Genomic DNA, 24,876 nt, shown 5'->3' on the forward strand with positions numbered 1-24,876 from the left:
CTGTATGTATATACAGTTAAATCCAGCCTAGACGAGAACTTTCCTACGTCAAGAAAGAATCCTGTCCGACAAAAAATGCCGGTCAGCGATGAAATGCAGTTGACGGTTATCTTTTAAGTTGTACGATGACCTACAACTTCAGCGCTGGCTGAATCATAAAACTCACAAAAAACGTTGCTACCAGGGTGTTCGAAAAATGAATCCACAAGAACTGAAGTCCATCCTCTCCGCCGGCCTGCTGTCGTTCCCGGTCACCGATTTCAACGCTCAGGGCGATTTCAATCGCGCCGGCTACATCAAGCGTCTGGAATGGTTGGCCCCGTACGGCGCTTCGGCCCTGTTCGCGGCGGGCGGCACTGGCGAATTCTTCTCCCTGGCGGCCAGCGAATATTCGCAAATCATCAAAACCGCGGTGGATACCTGTGCCACCAGCGTGCCGATTCTGGCCGGTGTCGGTGGTTCGACCCGTCAGGCCATCGAGTACGCTCAGGAAGCCGAGCGCCTAGGCGCCAAAGGTCTGTTGCTGCTGCCGCACTACCTGACCGAAGCCAGCCAGGACGGGGTCGCCGCCCACGTTGAGGCGGTGTGCAAATCGGTGAACATCGGCGTGGTGGTCTACAACCGCAACGTCTGCCGCCTGACCGCGCCACTGCTGGAACGTCTGGCCGAGCGCTGCCCGAACCTGATCGGTTACAAGGACGGTCTGGGCGATATCGAGCTGATGGTGTCGATCCGTCGTCGCCTCGGCGATCGCTTCAGCTACCTCGGCGGCCTGCCGACCGCCGAAGTCTACGCCGCGGCCTATAAAGCGCTGGGCGTGCCGGTTTACTCGTCGGCGGTGTTCAACTTCATCCCGAAAACCGCGATGGACTTCTACCACGCGATCGCCCGTGAAGATCACGCCACCGTCGGCAAGATCATCGACGACTTCTTCCTGCCGTACCTCGACATCCGCAATCGCAAGGCCGGTTACGCCGTGAGCATCGTCAAGGCCGGGGCAAAAATTGCCGGCTATGACGCAGGCCCGGTGCGGGCGCCGCTGACCGACCTGACCGGCGAAGAGTACGAAATGCTCGCCGCACTGATCGACAAGCAAGGCGCGCAATAACACCGACCCAAGAGGCCGCTGAGCAATCAGCGGCTTTTGCGTAGAGAGGAGAATTTTCTGTGGCTGATTCCAAGCGTTACGACAACTACATCAACGGTGAATGGGTCGCCGGTGCCGATTATTCGGCGAACATCAACCCGTCCGAATTGAGCGACACCATCGGCGACTACGCCAAGGCTGACCTGACTCAGGTTAACGCCGCCATCGACGCAGCCCGTGCCGCGTTCCCGGCTTATTCGACTTCGGGTATTCAGGCTCGCCACGATTCGCTGGATAAGATCGGCACGGAAATCCTCGCCCGTCGCGAAGAGCTCGGCACCCTGCTGGCCCGGGAAGAGGGCAAGACCCTGCCTGAAGCTATCGGTGAAGTGACCCGCGCCGGCAACATCTTCAAATTCTTCGCTGGTGAATGCCTGCGACTGTCCGGCGACTACGTGGCGTCGGTGCGCCCGGGCGTCAACGTCGAAGTGACCCGCGAAGCCCTCGGCGTGGTCGGCCTGATCACTCCGTGGAACTTCCCGATTGCGATTCCGGCGTGGAAGATCGCGCCGGCCCTGGCCTACGGCAACTGCGTGGTGCTGAAACCGGCGGATCTGGTGCCGGGTTGCGCCTGGGCACTGGCGGAAATCATCTCCCGCGCCGGCTTCCCGGCCGGCGTGTTCAACCTGGTGATGGGCAGCGGTCGGGTGGTTGGCGAAGCACTGGTCAACAGCCCGAAAGTCGATGGCATCAGCTTCACCGGTTCGGTGGGCGTGGGCCGGCAGATCGCGGTCAACTGCGTGTCGCGTCAGGCCAAAGTACAGCTGGAAATGGGTGGCAAAAACCCGCAGATCATTCTCGACGACGCCGACCTCAAACAAGCGGTCGAGCTGTCGGTGCAGAGCGCGTTCTACTCCACCGGCCAGCGTTGCACGGCCTCGAGCCGCTTGATCGTTACCGCCGGGATTCACGACCAGTTCGTCGAAGCGATGGCCGAGCGCATGAAGTCGATCAAGGTCGGCCACGCGCTGAAATCCGGTACCGATATCGGTCCGGTCGTTTCCCAGGCGCAGCTGGAACAGGACATGAAGTACATCGACATCGGCCAGTCCGAAGGTGCGCGTCTGGTCAGCGGCGGCGCTCTGGTGACGTGCGACACCGAAGGCTACTTCCTCGCGCCAACCCTGTTTGCCGACAGCGAAGCATCGATGCGCATCAGCCGCGAAGAAATCTTCGGCCCGGTGGCCAACGTCGTGCGCGTGGCGGATTACGAAGCGGCGCTGGCGATGGCCAATGACACCGAGTTCGGCCTGTCAGCCGGTATCGCTACCACCTCGCTGAAGTACGCCAACCACTTCAAACGCCACTCGCAGGCCGGGATGGTGATGGTCAACCTGCCGACCGCCGGTGTCGATTACCACGTTCCGTTCGGTGGCCGTAAGGGTTCATCCTATGGCTCACGTGAGCAAGGCCGCTACGCGCAGGAGTTCTACACGGTGGTGAAGACCGCCTATATCGGCTCCTGAACGCAGCACGCGGTGTCGCCCCCGACACCGCCCCCTGTAGGAGCTGCCGCAGGCTGCGATCTTTTGATCCTGTTTTCAAGATCAAGATCAAAAGATCGCAGCCTGCGGCAGCTCCTACAGGGGTACATGCAACACCAAAGAAGATCCACCCGCGCATAAAAATAATCAGTGGGAGTACATCTACATGCAATCGTCCAAGCCGACTCACGTCCGCTATTTGATCCTGCTCATGCTGTTTCTGGTGACCACGATCAACTACGCCGACCGCGCGACCATCGCCATCGCCGGTTCCAGCCTGCAAAAAGACCTCGGCATCGACGCGGTCACCCTCGGTTATATCTTCTCCGCTTTCGGTTGGGCCTACGTTGCCGGGCAAATTCCCGGTGGCTGGCTGCTCGATCGTTTCGGCTCGAAAAAAGTCTATGCCCTGAGCATCTTTACCTGGTCGCTGTTCACCGTGCTGCAAGGCTTTGTCGGTGAGTTCGGCATGTCCACGGCGATTGTCGCGCTGTTCATGCTGCGCTTTCTGGTGGGCCTGGCCGAGGCGCCATCGTTCCCCGGTAACGCACGAATTGTCGCGGCCTGGTTCCCGACCGCTGAACGCGGCACCGCCTCGGCGATCTTCAACTCGGCGCAATACTTTGCCACCGTGTTGTTCGCACCGCTGATGGGCTGGATCGTCTATCGCTTCGGCTGGGAACACGTGTTCATTGTCATGGGCATTCTCGGCATCATCTTCTCGCTGGTCTGGCTCAAGGTTATCCACAGCCCGCGTCAACACCCGCTGGCCAACGAGGCGGAAGTGCAGTTCATCGCCGACAACGGCGGCATGGTCGACATGGACCAGAACAAAGGCAAAAAGGCTGACGGTCCGAAGTGGGATTACATCCGCCAGTTGCTGACCAACCGCATGATGCTTGGCGTTTATCTGGGTCAGTACTGCATCAATGGCATCACTTATTTCTTCCTGACCTGGTTCCCGGTGTACCTGGTGCAAGAGCGTGGCATGACCATTCTCAAGGCCGGTTTCATCGCTTCGCTGCCGGCGATCTGCGGATTTATCGGCGGCGTGCTCGGCGGGGTGATTTCCGATTACCTGCTGCGCAAAGGGCATTCGCTGACCTTCGCCCGCAAGGCACCGATCATCGCCGGTCTGCTGGTATCCAGCAGCATCGTTGCCTGCAACTATGTTGATGTGGAATGGATGGTCGTCGGCTTCATGGCCCTGGCGTTCTTCGGCAAAGGCGTGGGCGCACTGGGCTGGGCGGTGGTCTCTGACACTTCGCCAAAGCAGATCGCCGGCCTGAGCGGTGGCCTGTTCAACACCTTCGGCAACATCGCGTCGATCACCACGCCGATCGTGATTGGCTACATCATCAGCTCCACCGGTTCGTTCAAATGGGCGCTGGTGTTCGTCGGTGCCAACGCGCTGGTCGCAGTGTTCAGCTATCTGGTGATCGTCGGCCCGATCAAACGCGTAGTGCTCAAAGAGCCTCCAACCAACGGTGGTTCTGAAATCACCGGTAAATTGTCTCAAGCGCATTCCTGAGGAGCGGCGTCATGCAGTTGATTGAACATTCCGACTCGCCGCGCTACATCCGCCTGCACGAGCGGGACAACGTAGTGATTGTGGTCAACGACCAGGGCGTGCCGGCCGGCACTGAATTTCCCGACGGACTGGTGACCGTGGACTTTGTGCCGCAGAGCCACAAGGTCACCCTCGAGGACATTCCCGAGGGCGGCCAGGTGATTCGCTACGGCGAGATCATTGGCTACGCGTTGCAGCCGATCCCGCGTGGCAGCTGGGTCAAGGAAGATCAACTGCGCATGCCCACCGCGCCGCCGCTGGACAGCCTGCCGCTGTCCACCGAAGTACCGGCCGCGCAGGCTCCACTGGAAGGCTTCACCTTCGAGGGTTATCGCAACGCCGACGGCACCGTCGGTACGCGCAATATTCTTGGCATCACCACCACCGTGCAGTGCGTCACCGGCGTGCTCGATCACGCGGTAAAAAAGATCAAGGAAGAGCTGCTGCCGAAGTATCCGCACGTCGATGACGTAGTGGCGCTGACCCACAGTTATGGCTGCGGCGTGGCAATCACCGCCACCGACGCGTACATCCCGATTCGCACCGTGCGCAATCTGGCGCGTAACCCGAACCTGGGGGGCGAAGCGCTGGTGATCAGCCTCGGCTGCGAGAAATTGCAGGCCGGGCAGGTGATGCACGAAGACGATGCGTCGGTGGACTTGAGCGATCCGTGGCTGTACCGCCTGCAGGATTCCAGCCACGGTTTTACCGAGATGATCGAGCAAATCATGGCGCTGGCCGAAGTGCGTCTGAAGAAGCTCGACCAGCGCCGCCGCGAAACCGTGCCGGCCTCCGAGCTGATCCTAGGCATGCAGTGCGGCGGCAGCGATGCATTTTCCGGGATCACCGCCAACCCGGCGCTGGGCTATGCCTCGGACCTGCTGCTGCGTGCGGGGGCGACGGTGATGTTTTCCGAAGTCACCGAAGTGCGCGACGCGATCTACCTGCTGACCTCCCGCGCCCAGAGCAAAACCGTCGCCGAGGAACTGGTGCGTGAGATGGACTGGTACGACCGCTATCTGGCCAAAGGCGAAGCGGACCGCAGCGCCAACACCACGCCGGGCAACAAGAAGGGCGGGTTGTCGAACATTGTCGAGAAGTCGCTGGGCTCGATCGTCAAATCCGGCAGCAGCGCGATCAATGGCGTACTCGGCCCGGGGGAGCGCTTCAAACAGAAAGGTCTGATTTTCTGCGCGACGCCGGCCAGTGATTTTGTCTGCGGCACCTTGCAACTGGCGGCGGGGATGAACCTGCATGTGTTCACCACCGGGCGCGGTACGCCGTATGGTCTGGCAATGGCGCCGGTAGTGAAGGTTTCGACCCGTACCGAGTTGGCGCAGCGCTGGCCTGACTTGATCGATATCGATGCCGGGCGGATTGCCACCGGGCGCGCGTCTATCGAGGAGTTGGGCTGGGAGTTGTTCCACTACTACCTGGATGTGGCCAGCGGCAAACAGCAGACCTGGGCGGAGAAGCACAAGCTGCATAACGACATTACGCTGTTCAATCCGGCGCCGATTACTTGATGGTTTTGGGGGAGGCCCAAAGCTACCCTCACCCCAGCCCTCTCCCGGAGGGAGAGGGGGCCGATCCGGGAATGTTTTAGAAATACATCGACCTGAAAGATCCGTGCCGAATCCACAATCGACAGAGTCTTGCAGGTCGATGTCTGACGCAAGACAACGCGGTCGGTCCCCTCTCTTTCCGAGGGAGAGGGGGCCGATCCGGGAATATTTTAGAATTAGATCGACCTGAAAGTGCTTTGCCGAATCCATAATCGACACGGTCATGCAGGTCGATGTCTGACGCAAGACAACGCGGTCGGTCCCCTCTCTTTCCGAGGGAGAGGGGGCCGATCCGGGAATATTTTAGAATTAGATCGACCTGAAAGTGCTTTGCCGAATCCATAATCGACACGGTCTTGCAGGTCAATGTCTGACGCAAGACAACGCGGTCGGTCCCCTCTCCCTCCGGGAGAGGGCTAGGGTGAGGGGCTTTTGCTTTATCATTGGCTTCTTACGACGCTCACCCAAAGGCTCCCCGGCATGCTGGCAATTTTCCTCGAAACCCTGAACATCACCGCGCCGGTGTTCGCCATGCTGTTTCTCGGGGTGTTGCTCAAGCGCATCGACTGGATCAACGACAACTTCATCCACACCGCCTCGTCGCTGGTGTTCAACGTGAGCATGCCGGCGCTGCTGTTTCTCGGCATTCTGCACGCGGACCTGCACGCCGCGCTGCAACCGGCGCTGCTGATCTACTTCGCGCTCGCCACGCTGGTGAGTTTTGCCCTGGCCTGGGGCTGGGCGATTGTGCGTTGTCCGCGCGAAGATCGTGGCATCTACACCCAGGGCGCCTTTCGCGGCAATAACGGGGTGATCGGTCTGGCGCTGGCAGCGAGCATGTACGGCGACTACGGGATTTCCCTCGGGGCGATTCTCGCGGCGCTGGTGATCCTGTTCTACAACACCCTCTCGACCATTGTGCTGGCGGTGTACAGCCCGGTGATCAAGTCCGATCCGTGGAGCATCTGCAAAAGCGTATTCAGCAATCCGCTGATCATCAGCGTGATTGCTGCCGCACCGTTTGCCTGGTTCAAGATCAGCCTGCCGGGCTGGCTGGAAACCTCCGGTCAGTACCTGGCGCAGACTACTTTGCCACTGGCGCTGATCTGCATCGGCGGCACGCTGTCACTGGCGGCCCTGCGCAAGAGCGGGAGCATGGCGCTGAGTTCGAGTCTGGTGAAGATGATCGGCCTGCCGCTGCTGGCAACGTTCGGTGCGTGGTTGTGGGGCTTTCGCGGGGCGGAGCTGGGAATTCTGTTTTTGTACTTCGGCAGTCCGACGGCGGCCGCCAGTTTCGTCATGGCCCGGGCGGCGCAGGGTAATCATGAGCTGGCGGCGGCGATCATCGTGCTGACCACATTGATGGCGGCGGTGACCACCAATCTGGGGATCTTTCTGTTGCAGTGGGGTGGGTGGATCTGACTGCCAGATCTTCAGTGCTTGAAACGGCCTCTTCACGGGCTTGCCCGCTCCCACAGGTTTTGGGTTGTTAATCAGATTGAATAACACCGAGAAACCTGTGGGAGCGGGCTTGCCCGCGAAGGCGCCAGATCAGGCTACTCAACTCTCAATCAATCACTCAGGCTTCTGGTAGGTATCGATCACTTCCTGCGCCGCGCGAAACGCATCGATCGCCGCCGGTACCCCGGCATACACCGCGCAATGCAGCAGCGCCTCGCGAATCTCCTCGACGGTGCAGCCGTTATTCAGCGCACCGCGCACGTGGCCTTTCAATTCCTGCGGGCACTTCAATGCGGTCAGCGCCGCCAAGGTAATCAGGCTGCGGGTTTTCAGCGGCAGACCTTCACGATTCCACACCCCGCCCCAGGCATGTTCATTGACGAAATCCTGCAGCGGCTGGCTGAACTCGGTGGCATTGCCCAGTGCGCGATCAACGAATGCATCGCCCATTACCTGACGGCGGATTTCAACCCCGGATTTCTGCGAATCGGTCATGGCACATCCCTCTTGTGGTGTTGGCGGCGCCAGGCGCGTACGGACGTGAACAACAGGAACGCCAGCAGCGTCGGCAGCACGTAGAACAGCATGAGTTTTTCCAGTTTGCCGGCCAGCGGCATGCCGGTGGTGAACGACACCACGTGCAGCCCGTACGCCAGGTACAAGCCGAGCAGCAACAAACCTTCGGCGCGCGTCACGCGGTAGCCGGAATAGAACACCGGCAGGCACAGCGCGGCGACGCCGAGCATCACCGGCAGGTCGAAATCCAGCGCATTGGGCGATACCGACAACGGCGTCGGCGCGATCAGCGCGGTGACACCGAGCACGCCCAGCAGGTTGAACAGGTTGGCGCCGATCACGTTGCCCACGGCGATATCGCGCTGACCGCGCAATGCGGCGATCAGCGAGGTGGCGAGCTCCGGCAGCGAAGTGCCGACCGCGACCACCGTCAGGCCGATCACCCGTTCGGAGAAACCCAGATCCGTCGCCACCGCCACCGCTGCGCCCAGCAGCAAATGCCCGGCGAATACCAGCATTGCCAGGCCGACGATGATCATCAGCAAACTGCTGAACCACGGCACTTGCGGAGCTTGCGGCAACTGCGAATGCGGCCGCGCCGAGTGCCGCGACTGACGCAACAGCAGGCCCAGATACAACGCCAGTGCGGCGAGCAACAGGACGCCGTCGAAGCGGCTGATCTGTTCATTCCAGGCGAAAACGAACACCAGCAGGCTGGCGCCGATCATCAGCGGAATGTCGAGGCGAACCAGTTGTCGCGAGACCCGCAGCGGAATAATCAGCGCCGACAGGCCGAGGGTCACGAGGATGTTGAAGATGCTGCTGCCGATCACGCTGCCGACGGCGATGTCGGGGTTGTGCGCCAAGGTCGCCTGCAGGCTGACGGCCATTTGCGGGGCGCTGCTGCCAAGGGCGACGATGGTCAGGCCGATAATCAGCGGCCGCACGTGCAGGCGCGCCGCGAGACGCACGGCGGCGCGCACCATCAGTTCGGCGCCGACGATCAGCAGGAACAGTCCGCCGAGCAGCTCGATCACATTGATCAGCGGTAAATCGGCCAGAGCAAAAATAGTCAGCGCTCCATCAGTCGTCGAGGGCCTGTACGCGCACTCGTGCCGTGCCACTGCCAAGCATGCCGAGACGTTCGGCGGCTTCGCGCGAGACATCGATCAAGCGGCCACGGGTGTGCGGTCCGCGATCGTTGATGCGCACAATGCAGGATTTGTCGTTTTTCACGTTGGTGACCTTCACCCGCGTGCCGAACGGCAGTTGGCGATGGGCGGCGGTCAGGGCGTTCTGGTTGAACGCTTCGCCGCTGGCGGTGCGCTTACCGTGATGTTTGGCTCCGTAGTAGGAGGCGACGCCGGTCTGGTCGTAACCGTGCGGGTCGATGATGTCGTTGCTGGCGCAACCGGCCAGTAGCGAGAGCAGGGCGCAGCCAATGAGCAGACGCTTCATTCAAAGGTTTCCAGAATCAATTGTGGGAATAACCCTTTGTTAAGGCCAAGCTTCTGTGGCGAGGGGATTCATCCCCGATGGGCTGCACAGCAGCCCCAATTCCTCTGAACTCAGAACCGAGGGCCGCTCCGCGCCCCATCGGGGATAAATCCCCTCACCACAGAAGATCTGCAGCCACAAAGGCTTGCTCCCACATGGATTGGAGCCAGGCTTTAAGGCTGCCTCCATTTATGGTCAGCCTTCGAGCTTGCTTTTCAGCAGTTCGTTCACTTGCTGCGGGTTGGCCTTGCCTTTGGAAGCTTTCATGGCCTGGCCCACAAAGAAACCGAACATCTTGCCGCGCTTGGCTTCGTCGGCCGCCCGGTATTGCTCGACCTGCTCGGCGTTGGCCGCGAGCATTTCGTCCAGTACCGCGGAGATCGCGCCGGTATCGGTCACCTGCTTCAGACCGCGCTTGTCGATGATCTCGTCCGCCGTGCCTTCGCCGTTGGCCATCGCTTCGAACACCACTTTGGCGATCTTGCCGGAGATGGTGTTGTCCTTGATGCGCAGCAGCATGCCGCCCAATAGTTCAGCGGAAACCGGCGACTCTTCGATGTCCAGGCCTTGCTTGTTGAGCAGGCTGCCCAGCTCGACCATCACCCAGTTCGCCGCCAGTTTGGCGTCGCCGCCGATGGCTGCGACTTTCTCGAAGTAGTCCGCTTGCTCACGGCTGGTGGCCAGCACGTTGGCGTCGTAGGCCGACAGACCGAACTGGCTCTGGAAGCGCTCGCGTTTTTGCGGCGGCAGCTCCGGCAGGGTGGCGCGCACCTCACCGAGGAACGACTCTTCGATGACCACCGGCAGCAGGTCCGGATCGGGGAAGTAACGGTAGTCGTTGGCTTCCTCTTTGGAACGCATCGGACGGGTCTCGTCCTTGTTCGGATCGTACAGACGGGTCTGCTGGATCACTTTGCCGCCGTCTTCGATCAGCTCGATCTGACGCTGGATCTCGGAGTTGATCGCCTTCTCGATGAAGCGGAACGAGTTGACGTTCTTGATCTCGCAGCGGGTGCCGAACTCGACCTGGCCTTTCGGGCGGACCGAGACGTTGCAGTCGCAACGCAGCGAGCCTTCGGCCATGTTGCCGTCGCAGATGCCCAGGTAACGCACCAGCGCGTGGATCGCCTTGACGTAAGCCACGGCTTCCTTGGCGCTGCGCATGTCCGGCTCGGAGACGATTTCCAGCAGCGGCGTGCCGGCACGGTTCAGGTCGATGCCGGTGGCACCGTTGAATTCTTCGTGCAGGCTCTTGCCGGCGTCTTCTTCCAGGTGCGCGCGGGTGATGCCGACACGTTTGACGGTGCCGTCTTCCAGCGCGATGTCCAGGTGGCCCTTGCCGACGATCGGCAATTCCATCTGGCTGATCTGATAGCCCTTCGGCAGATCCGGGTAGAAGTAGTTCTTGCGGGCGAACACGTTGTGCTGGCCGATCTCGGCGTCAATTGCCAGACCGAACATCACCGCCATGCGCACCGCTTCCTGGTTCAGCACCGGCAATACGCCGGGCATGCCGAGGTCGATCAGGCTGGCCTGGGTGTTCGGCTCGGAGCCGAACTGGGTGGAACTACCGGAAAAGATTTTCGACCGGGTGGTGAGCTGAGTGTGAATCTCCAGCCCGATCACGACTTCCCATTGCATGTGTGTCTCCTCAGAAGCCGGTTGGGGTGCGGGTGTGCCAGTCAGTGTTCAACTGATACTGATGGGCAACGTTCAACAGGCGACCTTCCTGGAAATACGGCGCCAGCAATTGCACACCCACCGGCAGGCCATCGACAAAACCGGCCGGCATCGACAGGCCCGGCAGGCCCGCGAGGTTGGCGGTGATGGTGTAGACGTCTTCCAGATAGGCCGCGACCGGATCACTGTTCTTGGCGCCGAGCTTCCAGGCCGGGTTCGGCGTGGTCGGGCCGAGGATAATGTCGACCTCGTTAAAAGCTGCCATGAAGTCGTTCTTCACCAGACGACGGATCTTCTGCGCTTTCAGGTAGTATGCGTCGTAGTAACCGGCGGACAGCGCGTAGGCACCGACCATGATCCGGCGCTGTACTTCAGTGCCGAAACCTTCGCCACGGGAGCGCTTGTACAGGTCGACCAGGTTTTCCGGGTTCTCGCAGCGATGGCCGAAGCGCACGCCGTCGAAACGCGACAGGTTCGAGGAGGCTTCTGCCGGCGCGATCACGTAATACGCAGGAATCGCGTGCTGCATGTTCGGCAGGCTGATTTCCTTGATCACCGCACCGAGCTTCTGCAGCTCGTTGATGCTGTTCTGGATCAGTTCGGCGATGCGCGGGTCGAGACCGGCGCTGAAGTATTCCTTCGGCACGCCGATGCGCAGGCCTTGCAGCGAATCGCCGAGGCTGGCGGAGTAATCCGGCACGGGCTCATCGATGCTGGTGGAGTCGTTCTGGTCGAACCCGGCCATACCTTGCAACAAAATCGCGCAGTCTTCGGCGGTGCGCGCCAACGGGCCGCCCTGATCGAGGCTGGAGGCGTAAGCGATCATGCCCCAGCGCGACACGCGACCGTAGGTCGGTTTGAGGCCGGTCAGGTTGGTGAACGCCGCCGGCTGACGGATCGAACCGCCGGTGTCGGTGGCGGTGGCCGCCGGCAACAGGCGAGCGGCAACGGCTGCCGCCGAGCCACCGGACGAACCGCCCGGCACGTGTTCCAGGTTCCACGGGTTTTTCACCGCGCCGTACCAGCTCGACTCGTTGGCCGAACCCATGGCGAACTCGTCCATGTTGGTCTTGCCCAGGGTCACGGCGCCGGCAGCGGCCAGTTTCGCGACCACGGTGGCGTCGTACGGGGCCTTGAAGTTGTCGAGCATCTTCGAGCCGCAGCTGGTGCGGATGCCCTGAGTGCAGAACAGGTCCTTGTGGGCGATCGGCGCGCCGAGCAGGGCGCCGCTCTCACCGTTGGCACGGCGCGCGTCGGCGGCTTTCGCCTGCGCCAGCGCCAGCTCTTCGGTGAGGCTGATGAAACTGTTGAGCTGCGGATCGAGCTGGGTAATACGCGCCAGCAGGACTTTGGTCAGCTCTTCGGAAGAAAACTTTTTATCGGCGAGACCGCGGGCGATCTCGGCCAGAGTCATTTGATGCATTGCAGGCTCTTTCCCTTTAGTCGATGACTTTCGGAACCAGATACAGGCCGTTTTCGACCGCTGGTGCGATGGACTGATAGGCCTCGCGGTGATTGGTCTCGGTCACGACGTCGGCGCGCAGGCGCTGACTGGCTTCCAGCGGGTGGGCCAAAGGCTCGATACCGTCGGTATTGACGGCCTGCATTTCGTCGACCAGCCCGAGAATGCTGTTGAGGGCGGAAGTAATGTGCGGAAGATCGGCATCATTGAGGCCAAGGCAGGCCAGATGCGCGATTTTTTCCACGTCGGAGCGTTCTAGCGCCATCGGGATTCTCCAGTGGAAAACAGAACGGACGGCGTCCGTGTGTTAGATTGTCGGAACACTACCGCACTTCTACGGTCATAAGGCCGCGATTATGGGGCTTGGTGCACAGAAAAGCGGCCAATTTAACATATTGGCGCCTTGCCCAAAATCCCTGTCGTTGTTAGAGTTTGCCGCACTTTTTTACCCACGCGTTGCCTAGGGTCCCTTTCCCATGTTCAAGAAACTGCGTGGCATGTTTTCCAGCGATCTTTCCATTGACCTGGGCACTGCCAACACCCTTATTTACGTGCGCGAGCGCGGTATCGTCCTGAATGAGCCATCGGTTGTGGCCATTCGGACACACGGTAACCAGAAAAGTGTCGTCGCTGTCGGCACCGAAGCCAAGCGCATGCTCGGCCGTACGCCGGGCAACATTGCTGCCATTCGTCCGATGAAGGACGGCGTGATCGCCGACTTCAGCGTCTGCGAAAAGATGCTGCAGTACTTTATCAACAAGGTTCACGAAAACAGTTTTCTGCAGCCCAGCCCTCGTGTGCTGATCTGCGTTCCATGCAAGTCCACCCAGGTGGAGCGTCGTGCCATCCGTGAATCGGCCCTTGGCGCCGGTGCTCGTGAAGTGTTTCTGATCGAAGAGCCGATGGCCGCTGCGATCGGTGCCGGCCTGCCGGTTGAAGAAGCCCGCGGTTCGATGGTCGTCGATATCGGTGGTGGTACCACTGAAATCGCCCTGATCTCGCTGAACGGTGTGGTCTATGCCGAATCCGTCCGCGTCGGCGGCGACCGTTTCGACGAAGCGATCATCACCTACGTGCGCCGCAACTACGGCAGCCTGATCGGTGAATCGACGGCCGAGCGCATCAAGCAGGAAATCGGTACGGCCTACCCGGGCGGCGAAGTTCGCGAAGTCGACGTTCGCGGTCGCAACCTGGCCGAAGGCGTTCCACGCGCATTCACCCTGAACTCCAACGAAGTGCTGGAAGCTCTGCAAGAGTCCCTGGCCACCATCGTTCAGGCCGTGAAAAGCGCCCTGGAGCAATCGCCGCCGGAACTGGCTTCCGACATCGCCGAGCGTGGCCTGGTGCTGACCGGTGGTGGCGCGCTGCTGCGTGACCTCGACAAGTTGCTGGCCCAGGAAACCGGTCTGCCGGTGATCGTTGCCGAAGACCCGCTGACCTGCGTTGCTCGCGGCGGTGGCCGTGCATTGGAAATGATGGATAAGCACACCATGGATCTGCTCTCCAGCGAATGATCAAACGGCGTGAAAGCTACTGCGCTCGACAATACTGCGTTAAAAACAGGCTCGGAATGCTCATTTACAGCCAGTAAACTCCGCTTCCTCGCCTGTTTTTGCCTTGTCTTGTCTTCGCTCGCTACGCTTTCACACCATTTGATTCGCCGAGTGCACTACATGGGAACGCGCGCAGGCGGCACTTTGCAGTGCTGCCTGTTGGCGTTTATCTTCTGTCAGTCTTCATCCAGGCCGGTTTGATGCCGTATGAATAAACAGAACATTTGCCTGGGAGGAGCGGCTTATTAAACCGCTTTTCGCCAAAGGCCCTTCGTTGGGCGTGCGCCTGTTGGTGCTGGCCGTGCTGTCGATCGCGCTGATGGTGGTCGATGCCCGCTTCGACCTGCTCAAGCCTGCGCGCAAGCAAGCGTCGCTGGTGCTGATGGATGCCTACTGGATCACTGACCTGCCCGGACGGTTGTGGGACGGTGTTGCCAGTCAGTTCGGCAGTCGCACCGAACTTGTCGCCGAAAACGAAAAACTCAAGACCGAGAACCTGCTGTTGCAGGGGCGCATGCAGAAGCTTGCCGCCCTCACCGAGCAGAACGTTCGGCTGCGCGAGTTGCTCAATTCCTCGGCACTGGTCAACGAAAAGGTCGAAGTGGCCGAGTTGATCGGTATGGACCCTAATCCCTTCACCCACCGCATCATCATCAATAAAGGTGAGCGCGATGGCGTGGTGCTCGGTCAGCCGGTGCTCGATGCGCGCGGGCTGATGGGCCAGGTGGTCGAGCTGATGCCGTACACCTCCCGTGTGCTGCTGCTCACCGACAGCACTCACAGCATTCCGGTGCAGGTGAACCGTAACGGTCTGCGGGCGATTGCCAGCGGCACCGGCAACCCGGAACGCCTGGAACTGCGCCACGTCGCCGATACCGCGGACATCAAGGAAGGCGATCTGCTGGTCAGCTCCGGCCTCGGTCAGCGCTTCCCGGCCGGTTACCCGGTGGCCACGGTCAAGGAAGTCATCCACGATTCCGGCCAGCCCTTCGCGATTGTTCGTGCGGTGCCAACCGCTGCGCTGAACCGCAGCCGTTATCTGCTGCTGGTGTTCAGTGACAACCGTACCGCTGAAGAACGTGCCAACGATGCCGCGCAAGCTCAGGAAAACCTGGATGCCTTTGGCGGCGGCCCGATTATTCCGGCCACGATACCGAAAACCGTGACGCCAGCGACTGCGGCGCCGGCACCTGCGGCAACGGTGGCTCCGGCCGCCAGTGCCACACCGGCCACGCCAGCCAAACCGGCTACCGGCAAGCCGCCGGCAAACAGCCGGCCTGCGGCACCCCAGCCTGCGACTCGACCGGCAAGCAAACCGCCTGTCAGCGCGCCGGCCAACACCGGGAGACAAGAATAATGGTCGGGGTTACCGCATCGCGGAACGGCTGGATTGTCTGGCTGACGTTTGTTGTCGGCATACTCCTGAGCGTGTCGCCATTACCGATTTTCATGGAAATCCTGCGCCCGCTGTGGCTGGCGCTGCTCCTGACATTCTGGGCGCTGTATATGCCGCACACGATCGGCATGGTTACGGCGTTTTGTCTGGGCCTGGCCGAGGACGTGTTGCAGGGCGATTTGCTCGGTCAGAACGCGCTGATCCTGACTCTGATCACCTTCCTCGTGCTGTCTCTGCAGCAACGCCTGCGGATGTTCCCGATGTGGCAGCAATGCCTGGTGATCCTGGTGATCTTCGGCCTCGCGCAGCTGGTGCAACTGTGGCTCAGCGCCCTGACCGGCAACCGCCAGCCAACACTGGCTCTGGTGCTGCCGGCACTGACCAGCGCCTTGCTCTGGCCGTGGGTCAGCTTCGCCCTGCGTGGATTGCGCCGCCGCTACAAAATCAATTGATCCGGTAAGGCTGGGCACTGAACAGGGAGATGTTTTGATGAAGCCGCTGTACCTTGCCTCTGGATCGCCGCGCCGGCGTGAACTGCTCACGCAGATTGGCGTGCCTTTCTCCGCCATCAGTGCGGACATCGATGAAACCCCGCTACCCGAAGAATCGCCTTCGGCCTATGTCGAGCGCCTGGCGCGCGGCAAGGCCGAGGCCGGTCGGCTTACGCTCGCATCCGACGCGGCGTTTTGCGTGCTGGGCGCCGACACCGCCGTGGTCCTCGACGGCAAAATTCTCGGCAAGCCGGTGGACGAAGCCGATGCATGCGCCATGCTGATGATGTTGTCCGGCAAGGAGCATGAAGTGCTGACGGCCATTGCCGTGCTGGAAGGCGCGCGCTGTGAATCGCGCGTGGTGCGCAGTCTGGTGCAATTCCGTCCGATCAGTCGCGACGAAGCCGCCGCCTATTGGGCCAGCGGCGAGCCGCGCGACAAGGCCGGCGGTTACGGCATCCAGGGCCTCGGCGCCGTGTTTGTCGCCGGTCTCAATGGCAGCTACTCGGCGGTGGTCGGGCTGCCGGTTTGCGAAACCGCAGAACTGTTGGGCCATTTCGGCATACCCTGTTGGCAAAACCTGCACGCGCAATGAGCGTCGTACGAATCAAGATGCGGCCATTATCGTGAACATGCCTGAACGAGATCCTGCCATGAGTGAAGAGATTCTGATCAACATCACGCCGATGGAATCGCGTGTGGCGGTGGTCGAAAACGGTGTGCTGCAAGAAGTGCACGTCGAGCGTACGCAGAAACGCGGGATCGTCGGCAACATCTATAAAGGCAAAATCGTCCGGGTGCTGCCAGGCATGCAGGCGGCGTTCGTCGATATCGGCCTGGATCGCGCCGCGTTCATTCATGCTTCGGAAATTTCCCTGCGCGAAGGCCCGGCGGTGGAGAGCATCAGCGCGCTGGTGCACGAAGGCCAGAGCCTGGTTGTGCAAGTCACCAAGGATCCGATCGGCTCCAAAGGCGCGCGGCTGACCACGCAATTGTCGATTCCGTCGCGCTATCTGGTGTACATGCCGCGCACCGCTCATGTCGGCATTTCCCTGAAGATCGAAGACGAAGCCGAGCGCGAGCGCCTCAAGCAGGTGGTCAGTGATTGCGTGGCCAAGGAAGGGATCAAGGAGGCCGGTGGCTTCATCCTGCGTACCGCCGCCGAAGGTGCCGGGGCCGATGAGATTCTCATGGACATCCGCTATCTGCGGCGCTTGTGGGATCAGATCAATGCGCAGATCCAGACCATCAGTGCGCCGAGTGTGATCTACGAAGACCTCGGTCTGGCCTTGCGCACCCTGCGCGATCTGGTCAGCCCGAAGATCGAGAAGATTCGTATCGACTCCCGGGAAACCTTCCAGAAAACCACGCAGTTCGTCGCCGAACTGATGCCGGAAATCGCCGATCGTCTGGAACACTATCCAGGCGAGCGGCCGATCTTCGACTTGTATGGCGTCGAAGACGAAATCCAGAAAGCCCTCGAGCGCAAGGTGCCATTGAAGTCCGGGGGGTATCTGGTGGTCGATCCGGCGGAAGCCATGACCACCATTGACGTCAACACTGGGGCATTCGTCGGTCATCGCAATCTCGAAGAAACCATCTTCAAGACCAATCTCGAAGCCGCCACCGCGATTGCCCGCCAGCTGCGTCTGCGCAACCTCGGCGGGATCATCATCATCGACTTCATCGACATGGAAGATGAAGAACACCAGCGTCAGGTGCTGCGCACTCTGGAAAAACAGCTGGAGCGCGATCACGCCAAGACCAACATCATCGGCATCACCGAGCTGGGCCTGGTGCAAATGACCCGCAAGCGCACCCGCGAAAGTCTCGAACAGGTGCTGTGCGAGCCGTGCAGCAGTTGCCAGGGTCGCGGCAAGCTGAAGACTGCGGAAACCATCTGTTACGAGATCTTCCGCGAAATTCTGCGCGAAGCTCGCGCGTATCAGGCCGAGGGCTATCGGGTACTGGCGAACCAGAAAGTGGTGGACCGCTTGCTCGATGAAGAATCCGGTAACGTCGCCGAGCTTGAAGGGTTCATCGGGCGCACGATACGTTTTCAGGTCGAAACCATGTATTCCCAGGAACAATATGACGTGGTGTTGCTCTGAACCCCTGCGGCACATTTAATCCACACCGGCTGGCCTCAGCTTTTCGCAGTTTTTTCGCCATGGGAGCCAACTGACATGGAGCGTCTGACACGCATTCTGGCCGTACTCACCCGCTGGGGGCTGGGCCTGTGCGCGTTGGTTCTGGTGTTGATGGCGTTGTACGTCAGCCTCGGTCGGGAACTGACGCCACTGGTGGCGGAGTACCGCGCCGATATCGAAGACAAGGCCAGTGCCGCCCTCGGCATGTCGCTGCAGATCGGCGAACTGGAAGGTAACTGGAGCGGATTTGCACCGATCCTGCTGGCCCACGACGTGATGGTCGGCGCTGGCGCCAATGCCTTGCGGCTCGACCGGGTACGTGCCGTGCCGGATCTCTGGGGCAGCTTGATGGCGCGCGAAGTGCGCATCGCCCACCTTGAATTGAACGGCCTGAAGATCAGCGTCAAGGAAGCCCAGGACGGCACCTGGGCGCTGGAAGGCTTGCCGCTGCAGGACGATCAGCCGCTGGACCCCGAGCAACTGTTCAACCGTTCGCAGATGATTCAGCAACTGTCGGTGCTCGACAGTCAGGTCACCGTGCAGCCGCTGGACCACGCGCCGATGACCTTCACTTACGTTGGCATCAACCTGAAAACCGGCGCCAGTCGCCAGCGTCTCGATGCGCGTCTGACTCTGCCTGACGGGCAGCCGGTGGCCATGAACCTGCGCACGCGGATTCGCCCCAAGCAGTTGCCGGACAGTTCGGTGGAAGGTTATGTCAGCCTGCCGCAAAGTGACTGGTCGAAGTGGCTCCCCGAGCGTTTGACCCAGCAATGGAATTTTTCCACGATCAAGGCCGGTGGCGAACTCTGGGTGAACTGGAACGACGCCGCTCTGCAAAGCGCCGCGATCCGTTTGAACGCGCCACAACTGACCGGCGCCTACGCCGAGCGCAAGCCGATCCAGATCGATAATCTGGCGCTGAACGCGTACTACCAGCGCGACGATGACGGCGCGATCGTGACTCTCGACTCGCTGGCGATGAATTTCGGCGAGACCCGCTGGGAATCGCATGTGCAAATCAAGCAGACAATGGCGACCGATACCGGCGATGAACGCTGGCATTTGCAGGCGGATCGCCTCGATCTGACGCCGATCACGCCGTTGCTCAATGCGCTGGGGCCATTGCCGGAAAACGTCGCCACCGTTGTCGATCACCTGAAAGTGACCGGTGCACTGCGCAATGTGTTGCTGGATCTGCGCCCCAACGCCACCGACGGCTCGAAATTCGGCTTCGCGGCCAATCTGGAACAAGTCGGCTTCGATGCCTATCACGGCGCCCCGGCGGCGCGAAACGTCAGTGGCAGCCTCAGCGGCAACCTCGACGGTGGCGAGTTGCGCATGGACAGCAAGGACTTTGTCCTGCACCTCGACCCGATCTTCGCCAAGCCATGGCAATACATTCAGGCCAACGCCCGGTTGACCTGGAAACTCGACAAGGACGGTTTCACCCTGATCGCGCCGTACCTGAAGGTGCTGGGCGAAGAGGGCAAGATTGCCGGCGATTTCCTGATCCGTCTGCACTTCGACCATACCCAGGAAGACTACATGGACCTGCGCGTCGGTCTGGTCGATGGCGACGGTCGCTACACCGCCAAATACCTGCCGCAGGTTCTCAGTCCGGCCCTCGACGAGTGGCTGCGCACGGCGATTCTCAAGGGCGCGGTGGATCAGGGCTTCTTCCAGTATCAGGGGTCATTGAGCAAGAACGCCAAGGACACCGATCGCAGCATCAGCCTGTTCTTCAAGGTGCACGACGCCGAACTGGCGTTCCAGCCGGGTTGGCCGCATGTGAGCAAAGTCAGCGGTGACGTATTCATCGAGGACAGCGGTGTGCGCATCGTCGCCGACAAGGGCCAGTTGCTCGACACGCAAGTCAGCGATGTCTTCGTCAATATTCCCCATGCGCCGGCCGGCCAGGCCCCACATCTGTTGCTCGACGGTGGGTTTGCCGGCGGCTTGGGCGATGGCCTGAAAATTCTCCAGACCGCGCCGATCGGTACGGGCGAAACCTTCGCCGGTTGGGAAGGCGAGGGTGATCTGCAGGGCAAGGTCAAACTTGACATTCCGCTGGAAAAGGGCGATTTGCCGAAGATTCTCGTCGATTTCAAGACGGCCAATGCGCGCCTGAAACTGGCCGAACCAAAGCTGGAACTGAGCCAGCTCAAAGGTGACTTACGCTTCGACAGCGCCAAAGGCCTGAGTGGGCAGAACATTTCCGCCAAGGCGTTCGACAAGCCGGTGACCGCACAGATTTTCGCCGACGGCAGTCCGAACAAGCTCAAGACGCGGGTCACGGCTGCCGGGCAGGTCGAGGTCAAGAAACTCACCGACTGGCTGGGTGTGACCCAGCCGTTGCCGGTTTCCGGGACGATTCCTTATCAGTTGCAGGTCAATCTGGACGGTACCGATAGTCAGTTGACGGTGAGTTCCAGCATGAAAGGCGTGGCGGTGGATCTGCCCGCGCCGTTCGGCATGCCGGCCGAGCAGGGCCGCGACACCGTGTTCCGCATGACCCTGCAAGGTCCGGAGCGGCGCTACTGGGTCAGTTACGATCAACTGGCGAGCTTCACCTTCGCCGCGCCACCGAGCAATATCGCTGATGGTCGCGGTGAGCTGTTCCTCGGCACTGGCGACGCGGTCTTGCCGGATGCCAAGGGTTTGCGCATCCGTGGAGTGCTGTCGGAACTGGATGTTGCGCCTTGGCAGGATCTGGTCAGCAAATACGCTGGTAACGATCCGGGGGGCAGTGCCAAGCAATTGCTCAACAGTGCCGACTTCAAGGTGGGCAAGCTCACCGCGTTCGGTACCACGCTCGATCAGGCAGCGGTGCAGGTCAATCGCAAGCCGTGGGCGTGGAATCTGGCGCTCGACAGCCAGCAGGCCAAAGGTTCGGCCAGTCTGCCCGATGCCAAGGGCGCACCGATTGCGGTCAATCTGCAATACGTGCGGCTGCCGGCGGCGGACCCGACGGTGCAGGCGGACGAGAACGCACCCGATCCGCTGGTTTCCGTCGATCCGACGAAAATCCCCGCGCTGGATATCACCATCAATCAGTTGTTCCAGGGCCAGGACCTGGTCGGCGGCTGGTCGCTGAAAGTGCGCCCGACCGCCAAAGGCATCGCCCTGAACAACCTCGACATGGGCCTCAAGGGCATTCTGTTGCAGGGCAATGGCGCCTGGGAGGGACCGGCGGGTTCGACCAGCAGCTGGTTCAAGGGCCGGATCAGTGGCAAGAACCTCGCCGACGTGCTCAAGGGCTGGGGCTTTGCGCCGAGCGTGACCAGCGAAGAATTCCACATGGACGTCGACGGCCGCTGGCCGGGCTCGCCGGCGTGGCTGGCGACCAAGCGCTTCTCCGGCACGCTGGACGCCTCGTTGAATAAGGGTCAGTTTGTTGAAGTGGAGGGCGGCGCGCAGGCGTTGCGGGTGTTTGGTCTGCTCAACTTCAACTCCATCGGTCGCCGCCTGCGCCTGGACTTCTCCGACCTGTTCGGCAAGGGTTTGAGCTACGACCGGGTCAAGGGCCTGCTCGTGGCCAACGCCGGGGTGTACGACACCCGCGAGCCGATTCGCCTGACCGGGCCGTCGAGCAATATTGAGCTCAACGGCACGCTGGACCTGGTGCGTGAGCAGATCGATGCCAAGTTGCTGGTGACCTTGCCGGTGACCAACAACCTGCCGATTGCCGCGTTGATCGTCGGCGCGCCGGCGGTGGGCGGGGCGTTGTTCCTGATCGACAAGCTGATCGGCGATCGCGTGGCGCGCTTCGCCAGCGTCAAATACACAGTCAAAGGTCCATGGAAAGAGCCGGCGATCACCTTCGACAAGCCTTTTTAAGTAGCATGACGTCATTGCCTGTGTAGGAGCTGCCGCAGGCTGCGATCTTTTGATCTTTATAAGCAAGATCAAAAGATCGCAGCCTGCAGCAGCTCCTACAGTGCTCCGTGGGCTCCAAATGAGGAATCGGCCATGTCTTTAGCAGTGATTCAAATGGTCAGCCAGAGCGACGTGCTGGCCAATCTGGCCCAGGCCCGACGTCTGCTCGAGCAGGCCGCGGCCGGCGGTTCGAGGCTGGCCGTGCTGCCGGAAAACTTTGCCGCCATGGGCCGTCGTGACATCGCCGCCATCGGCCGCGCCGAAGCGCTCGGCGAAGGGCCGATCCTGCCATGGTTGAAACAGACCGCCCGCGACCTCAAGTTATGGATTGTGGCCGGCACGTTGCCGTTGCCGCCGCCTGGGCAGCCGAATGCCAAGTCGCATGCCTGTTCGCTGCTGGTCAACGATCAGGGCGAAATCGTGGCGCGGTATGACAAGTTGCACCTGTTCGATGTCGATGTGGCGGACAATCGCGGAAGGTATCGGGAATCCGATGACTATGCTTACGGTAGCGGCGTGGTGGTGGCGGATACGCCGGTCGGTCGTTTAGGGCTGACAGTGTGTTACGACCTGCGTTTTCCCGAGCTGTACAGCGAGTTGCGCGCGGCCGGTGCCGAGTTGATCACTGCCCCATCGGCCTTTACCGCGGTGACCGGTGCGGCACATTGGGACGTGCTGATTCGCGCCCGGGCCATCGAAACACAGTGTTATATATTGGCGGCAGCACAGGGGGGGACCCACCCGGGACCGCGGGAAACCTTCGGTCATGCGGCGATTATCGATCCGTGGGGCCGGGTGCTGGCGCATCAGGATCAAGGCGAAGCGGTGTTGTTGGCCGAACGCGACAGTGACGAACAGGCGTCTGTCAGGGCGCGAATGCCGGTGACGAGTCATCGGCGGTTTTTCTCGCAGGGCGCACAGCGGCCTGCTTCAGAACATGAATTTAAGGCGTAAACCTATGAGCGAGTTGTTGTCCTCAGTCAGTGATCACCTGCTGGCGCCCGGCGGCGTAACGATCGAAAGCCTGCAAGGCGTGCTGGGCGATCTGGCCGGCCCGGGCATCGATGCCGCCGACCTGTATTTCCAGGGCCAGATCTCCGAGTCGTGGTCGCTGGAAGACGGGATTGTCAAGGAAGGCAGCTTCAATCTCGACCAGGGGGTTGGCGTGCGCGCGCAATCTGGTGAGAAAACCGGTTTTGCCTACAGCAACGCAATCACCCTCGAAGCCCTCGGCGCTGCAGCCCGTGCGGCGCGTTCGATCTCCCGCGCCGGACAGAACGGCACGGTGCAGGCGTTCAGCACTCAGGATGTCGCGCAGCTGTATGCGCCGGACAATCCGCTGGAAGTGCTGAGCCGCGCCGAGAAAGTCGAGCTGCTTAAGCGCATTGACGTCGCCACCCGCGCCCTCGATCCACGGATTCAGCAGGTCAGCGTGAGCATGGCCGGGGTCTGGGAGCGGATTCTGGTGGCTTCCACCGACGGCGGTCTGGCCGCCGATGTGCGTCCGCTGGTGCGTTTCAACGTCAGCGTGATCGTCGAGCAGAATGGCCGTCGCGAGCGTGGCGGGCATGGCGGTGGCGGGCGTACCGACTACCGTTATTTCCTCGCCGAAGACCGCGCCATGGGCTATGCCCGTGAAGCGTTGCGTCAGGCGCTGGTGAACCTCGAAGCGATTCCGGCCCCGGCCGGCACCTTGCCGGTGGTCTTGGGCTCGGGCTGGTCCGGCGTGCTGCTGCACGAAGCGGTCGGTCATGGTCTGGAAGGCGACTTCAACCGCAAGGGCAGCTCGGCCTACAGCGGGCGCATGGGCGAAATGGTTGCGTCCAAGCTGTGCACCATCGTCGATGACGGCACCCTGAGCGGCCGCCGCGGCTCGCTGAGCGTCGACGACGAAGGCACCCCGACCGAGTGCACCACGCTGATCGAGAACGGCGTGCTCAAGGGTTACATGCAGGACAAGCTCAATGCGCGCCTGATGGGCGTGGCTCGCACCGGCAACGGTCGTCGCGAATCCTACGCGCATCTGCCGATGCCGCGCATGACCAACACCTACATGCTCGGCGGCGAAAGCGATCCGGCGGAAATCATTGCTTCGGTGAAGAAAGGCATCTACTGCGCCAACCTCGGCGGCGGTCAGGTCGACATCACCAGTGGCAAATTCGTGTTCTCCACCAGCGAGGCGTACCTGATCGAAGACGGCAAGATCACCGCGCCGGTCAAGGGCGCGACGTTGATCGGCAACGGCCCCGAGGCGATGAGCCGGGTGTCGATGGTCGGTAACGATCTGGCGCTGGACAGCGGTGTGGGCACATGCGGCAAGGACGGGCAGTCGGTACCGGTGGGCGTCGGTCAGCCGACGCTGAAGATCGATGCGATCACCGTGGGTGGCACGGGCGCATAAGGATGCAAACATCTCCTGTAGGAGCTGCCGCAGGCTGCGATCTTTGCTTTTTCAAGATCAAAAGATCGCAGCCTGCGGCAGCTCCTACAGAGATGCGTATCAACGCAGGCCGCGTTGGGTATCGTCCAGCTCGCGGATGTATTTGAAGATCTTGCGGCTGGAAGCCGGAGGTTTGTTGTGCGCAACCTCATGCTGAGCCTGACGGATCAGGGAACGCAGTTGCTGGCGATCGGCGTCCGGGTACTCGACGACGAATTTCTCCAGCACAGCATCGTCACCGGCGATCAGGCGGTCACGCCAGCGTTCGAGGTTGTGGAAACGCTCGTTGTACTGACGGGTGGAGGCATCGAGTTGATCGAGCAGGACCAGAATCGCGTCAGTGTCCTGATCGCGCATCAGTTTGCCGATGAACTGCAGGTGCCGTTTACGCGCGATGTTCGCGGTGTGCTTGGGCGCATCGGCCAAGGCCCGGCGCAAAGCGTCGGTCAATGGCAGTTTTGCCTGCAAGTCGGGCTTGAGTGTTGTAAGGCGCTCGCCAAGGTCAACCAGCGCATGCAACTCGCGTTTGACCTGAGATTTGCTTTTTTCTCCCGTATCGAGGGAGTCGTCGTAAGAATCAACCAT

The 24,876-nt window shown here is 61.1% G+C and carries 20 protein-coding genes; 13 read left to right on the top strand and 7 right to left on the bottom strand.

All coding sequences use genetic code 11. The features are described from left to right. Nucleotides 1-196 precede the first annotated feature (196 nt). From kdgD to ACXR0M_RS03925, 5 genes are all read left to right on the top strand, one after another. On the top strand, nt 197-1,108 hold the full coding sequence (gene kdgD / locus ACXR0M_RS03905; RefSeq protein WP_458830097.1) for a 5-dehydro-4-deoxyglucarate dehydratase: 912 nt from the start codon (nt 197-199) through the stop codon (nt 1,106-1,108). 59 nt (nt 1,109-1,167) lie between these two features. After that, nucleotides 1,168-2,613, top strand: coding sequence for an aldehyde dehydrogenase family protein (locus ACXR0M_RS03910; protein WP_458830099.1), 1,446 nt, complete (start codon nt 1,168-1,170; stop codon nt 2,611-2,613). Nucleotides 2,614-2,797: 184 nt separating this feature from the next. Next, the gene (locus ACXR0M_RS03915) at nt 2,798-4,162 is read left to right on the top strand and encodes an MFS transporter (RefSeq protein WP_458830101.1); all 1,365 of its coding nucleotides are present in this window, start codon (nt 2,798-2,800) and stop codon (nt 4,160-4,162) included. An 11-nt stretch (nt 4,163-4,173) separates the two neighbouring features. Continuing rightward, entirely contained in the window at nt 4,174-5,727 is a 1,554-nt protein-coding gene (gene garD / locus ACXR0M_RS03920) for a galactarate dehydratase (RefSeq protein ID WP_458830103.1), read from the top strand. 519 nt (nt 5,728-6,246) lie between these two features. Next, nucleotides 6,247-7,188, top strand: coding sequence for an AEC family transporter (locus tag ACXR0M_RS03925; protein WP_458830104.1), 942 nt, complete (start codon nt 6,247-6,249; stop codon nt 7,186-7,188). A gap of 153 nt (nt 7,189-7,341) precedes the next feature. Here the strand turns inward: ACXR0M_RS03925 and ACXR0M_RS03930 are convergent, their stop codons facing one another. From ACXR0M_RS03930 to gatC, 6 genes are all read right to left on the bottom strand, one after another. Further along, nucleotides 7,342-7,722, bottom strand: coding sequence for a carboxymuconolactone decarboxylase family protein (locus tag ACXR0M_RS03930; protein WP_458830106.1), 381 nt, complete (start codon nt 7,720-7,722; stop codon nt 7,342-7,344). After that, complete coding sequence (locus ACXR0M_RS03935) at nt 7,719-8,780, bottom strand: calcium/sodium antiporter (protein WP_458830107.1); 1,062 nt, start codon at nt 8,778-8,780, stop codon at nt 7,719-7,721. The genes ACXR0M_RS03930 and ACXR0M_RS03935 overlap by 4 nt, the downstream gene beginning before the upstream one ends. 46 nt (nt 8,781-8,826) lie before the next feature. Beyond that, nucleotides 8,827-9,201 carry a septal ring lytic transglycosylase RlpA family protein gene (locus tag ACXR0M_RS03940; protein WP_458830109.1) on the bottom strand — a complete coding sequence of 125 codons (375 nt, stop codon included), beginning with the start codon at nt 9,199-9,201 and terminating at the stop codon, nt 8,827-8,829. A gap of 234 nt (nt 9,202-9,435) precedes the next feature. Beyond that, nucleotides 9,436-10,881 (bottom strand): Asp-tRNA(Asn)/Glu-tRNA(Gln) amidotransferase subunit GatB, encoded by a 1,446-nt coding sequence (gene gatB, locus ACXR0M_RS03945; RefSeq protein ID WP_458830111.1) that lies wholly within the window; start codon nt 10,879-10,881, stop codon nt 9,436-9,438. A gap of 10 nt (nt 10,882-10,891) precedes the next feature. Then, a complete protein-coding gene (gene gatA / locus ACXR0M_RS03950) occupies nt 10,892-12,343 on the bottom strand; it encodes an Asp-tRNA(Asn)/Glu-tRNA(Gln) amidotransferase subunit GatA (RefSeq protein ID WP_458830113.1) in 1,452 nt (483 codons plus the stop codon). 16 nt (nt 12,344-12,359) lie between these two features. Continuing rightward, nucleotides 12,360-12,647 (bottom strand): Asp-tRNA(Asn)/Glu-tRNA(Gln) amidotransferase subunit GatC, encoded by a 288-nt coding sequence (gene gatC / locus ACXR0M_RS03955; RefSeq protein ID WP_007901429.1) that lies wholly within the window; start codon nt 12,645-12,647, stop codon nt 12,360-12,362. A 211-nt stretch (nt 12,648-12,858) separates the two neighbouring features. On the opposite strand from gatC, the gene mreB reads away from it, so the two are divergent. From mreB to tldD, 8 genes are all read left to right on the top strand, one after another. Next, nucleotides 12,859-13,896: a rod shape-determining protein MreB gene (mreB, locus tag ACXR0M_RS03960; protein ID WP_002555108.1), complete on the top strand. Its 1,038-nt coding sequence runs from the start codon at nt 12,859-12,861 to the stop codon at nt 13,894-13,896. 283 nt (nt 13,897-14,179) lie between these two features. Then, nucleotides 14,180-15,292, top strand: coding sequence for a rod shape-determining protein MreC (gene mreC, locus ACXR0M_RS03965; RefSeq protein ID WP_458830810.1), 1,113 nt, complete (start codon nt 14,180-14,182; stop codon nt 15,290-15,292). Further along, on the top strand, nt 15,292-15,783 hold the full coding sequence (mreD, locus tag ACXR0M_RS03970) for a rod shape-determining protein MreD (protein WP_458830121.1): 492 nt from the start codon (nt 15,292-15,294) through the stop codon (nt 15,781-15,783). The genes mreC and mreD overlap by 1 nt, the downstream gene beginning before the upstream one ends. Nucleotides 15,784-15,820: 37 nt before the next feature. After that, nucleotides 15,821-16,417, top strand: a complete 597-nt coding sequence (locus tag ACXR0M_RS03975) for a Maf family protein (RefSeq protein ID WP_458830123.1) — start codon at nt 15,821-15,823, stop codon at nt 16,415-16,417. A gap of 58 nt (nt 16,418-16,475) precedes the next feature. Further along, nucleotides 16,476-17,933, top strand: coding sequence for a ribonuclease G (gene rng / locus ACXR0M_RS03980; RefSeq protein ID WP_458830125.1), 1,458 nt, complete (start codon nt 16,476-16,478; stop codon nt 17,931-17,933). A gap of 75 nt (nt 17,934-18,008) precedes the next feature. After that, nucleotides 18,009-21,812, top strand: coding sequence for a YhdP family protein (locus tag ACXR0M_RS03985; protein ID WP_458830127.1), 3,804 nt, complete (start codon nt 18,009-18,011; stop codon nt 21,810-21,812). A gap of 132 nt (nt 21,813-21,944) precedes the next feature. After that, the gene (locus ACXR0M_RS03990; RefSeq protein ID WP_458830129.1) at nt 21,945-22,805 is read left to right on the top strand and encodes a carbon-nitrogen hydrolase family protein; all 861 of its coding nucleotides are present in this window, start codon (nt 21,945-21,947) and stop codon (nt 22,803-22,805) included. A gap of 4 nt (nt 22,806-22,809) precedes the next feature. After that, nucleotides 22,810-24,252, top strand: a complete 1,443-nt coding sequence (gene tldD, locus ACXR0M_RS03995; RefSeq protein ID WP_007961588.1) for a metalloprotease TldD — start codon at nt 22,810-22,812, stop codon at nt 24,250-24,252. 99 nt (nt 24,253-24,351) lie between these two features. Here the strand turns inward: tldD and yjgA are convergent, their stop codons facing one another. After that, complete coding sequence (gene yjgA, locus ACXR0M_RS04000) at nt 24,352-24,876, bottom strand: ribosome biogenesis factor YjgA (protein ID WP_007961589.1); 525 nt, start codon at nt 24,874-24,876, stop codon at nt 24,352-24,354.

It is taken from the genome of Pseudomonas sp. Eth.TT006, assembly GCF_054456575.1.

Bases quoted from the DNA above. Each gene is read 5' to 3' on its own strand.
- ACXR0M_RS03930 (WP_458830106.1), bottom strand. From the start codon at position 7,722: ATGACCGATTCGCAGAAATCCGGGGTTGAAATCCGCCGTCAGGTAATG.
- kdgD (WP_458830097.1), top strand. From the start codon at position 197: ATGAATCCACAAGAACTGAAGTCCATCCTCTCCGCCGGCCTGCTGTCG.
- mreD (WP_458830121.1), top strand. From the start codon at position 15,292: ATGGTCGGGGTTACCGCATCGCGGAACGGCTGGATTGTCTGGCTGACG.
- rng (WP_458830125.1), top strand. From the start codon at position 16,476: ATGAGTGAAGAGATTCTGATCAACATCACGCCGATGGAATCGCGTGTG.
- gatA (WP_458830113.1), bottom strand. From the start codon at position 12,343: ATGCATCAAATGACTCTGGCCGAGATCGCCCGCGGTCTCGCCGATAAA.
- ACXR0M_RS03990 (WP_458830129.1), top strand. From the start codon at position 21,945: ATGTCTTTAGCAGTGATTCAAATGGTCAGCCAGAGCGACGTGCTGGCC.
- gatB (WP_458830111.1), bottom strand. From the start codon at position 10,881: ATGCAATGGGAAGTCGTGATCGGGCTGGAGATTCACACTCAGCTCACC.
- ACXR0M_RS03975 (WP_458830123.1), top strand. From the start codon at position 15,821: ATGAAGCCGCTGTACCTTGCCTCTGGATCGCCGCGCCGGCGTGAACTG.
- mreB (WP_002555108.1), top strand. From the start codon at position 12,859: ATGTTCAAGAAACTGCGTGGCATGTTTTCCAGCGATCTTTCCATTGAC.
- tldD (WP_007961588.1), top strand. From the start codon at position 22,810: ATGAGCGAGTTGTTGTCCTCAGTCAGTGATCACCTGCTGGCGCCCGGC.
- ACXR0M_RS03940 (WP_458830109.1), bottom strand. From the start codon at position 9,201: ATGAAGCGTCTGCTCATTGGCTGCGCCCTGCTCTCGCTACTGGCCGGT.
- yjgA (WP_007961589.1), bottom strand. From the start codon at position 24,876: ATGGTTGATTCTTACGACGACTCCCTCGATACGGGAGAAAAAAGCAAA.
- ACXR0M_RS03915 (WP_458830101.1), top strand. From the start codon at position 2,798: ATGCAATCGTCCAAGCCGACTCACGTCCGCTATTTGATCCTGCTCATG.
- ACXR0M_RS03925 (WP_458830104.1), top strand. From the start codon at position 6,247: ATGCTGGCAATTTTCCTCGAAACCCTGAACATCACCGCGCCGGTGTTC.
- gatC (WP_007901429.1), bottom strand. From the start codon at position 12,647: ATGGCGCTAGAACGCTCCGACGTGGAAAAAATCGCGCATCTGGCCTGC.
- garD (WP_458830103.1), top strand. From the start codon at position 4,174: ATGCAGTTGATTGAACATTCCGACTCGCCGCGCTACATCCGCCTGCAC.
- ACXR0M_RS03985 (WP_458830127.1), top strand. From the start codon at position 18,009: ATGGAGCGTCTGACACGCATTCTGGCCGTACTCACCCGCTGGGGGCTG.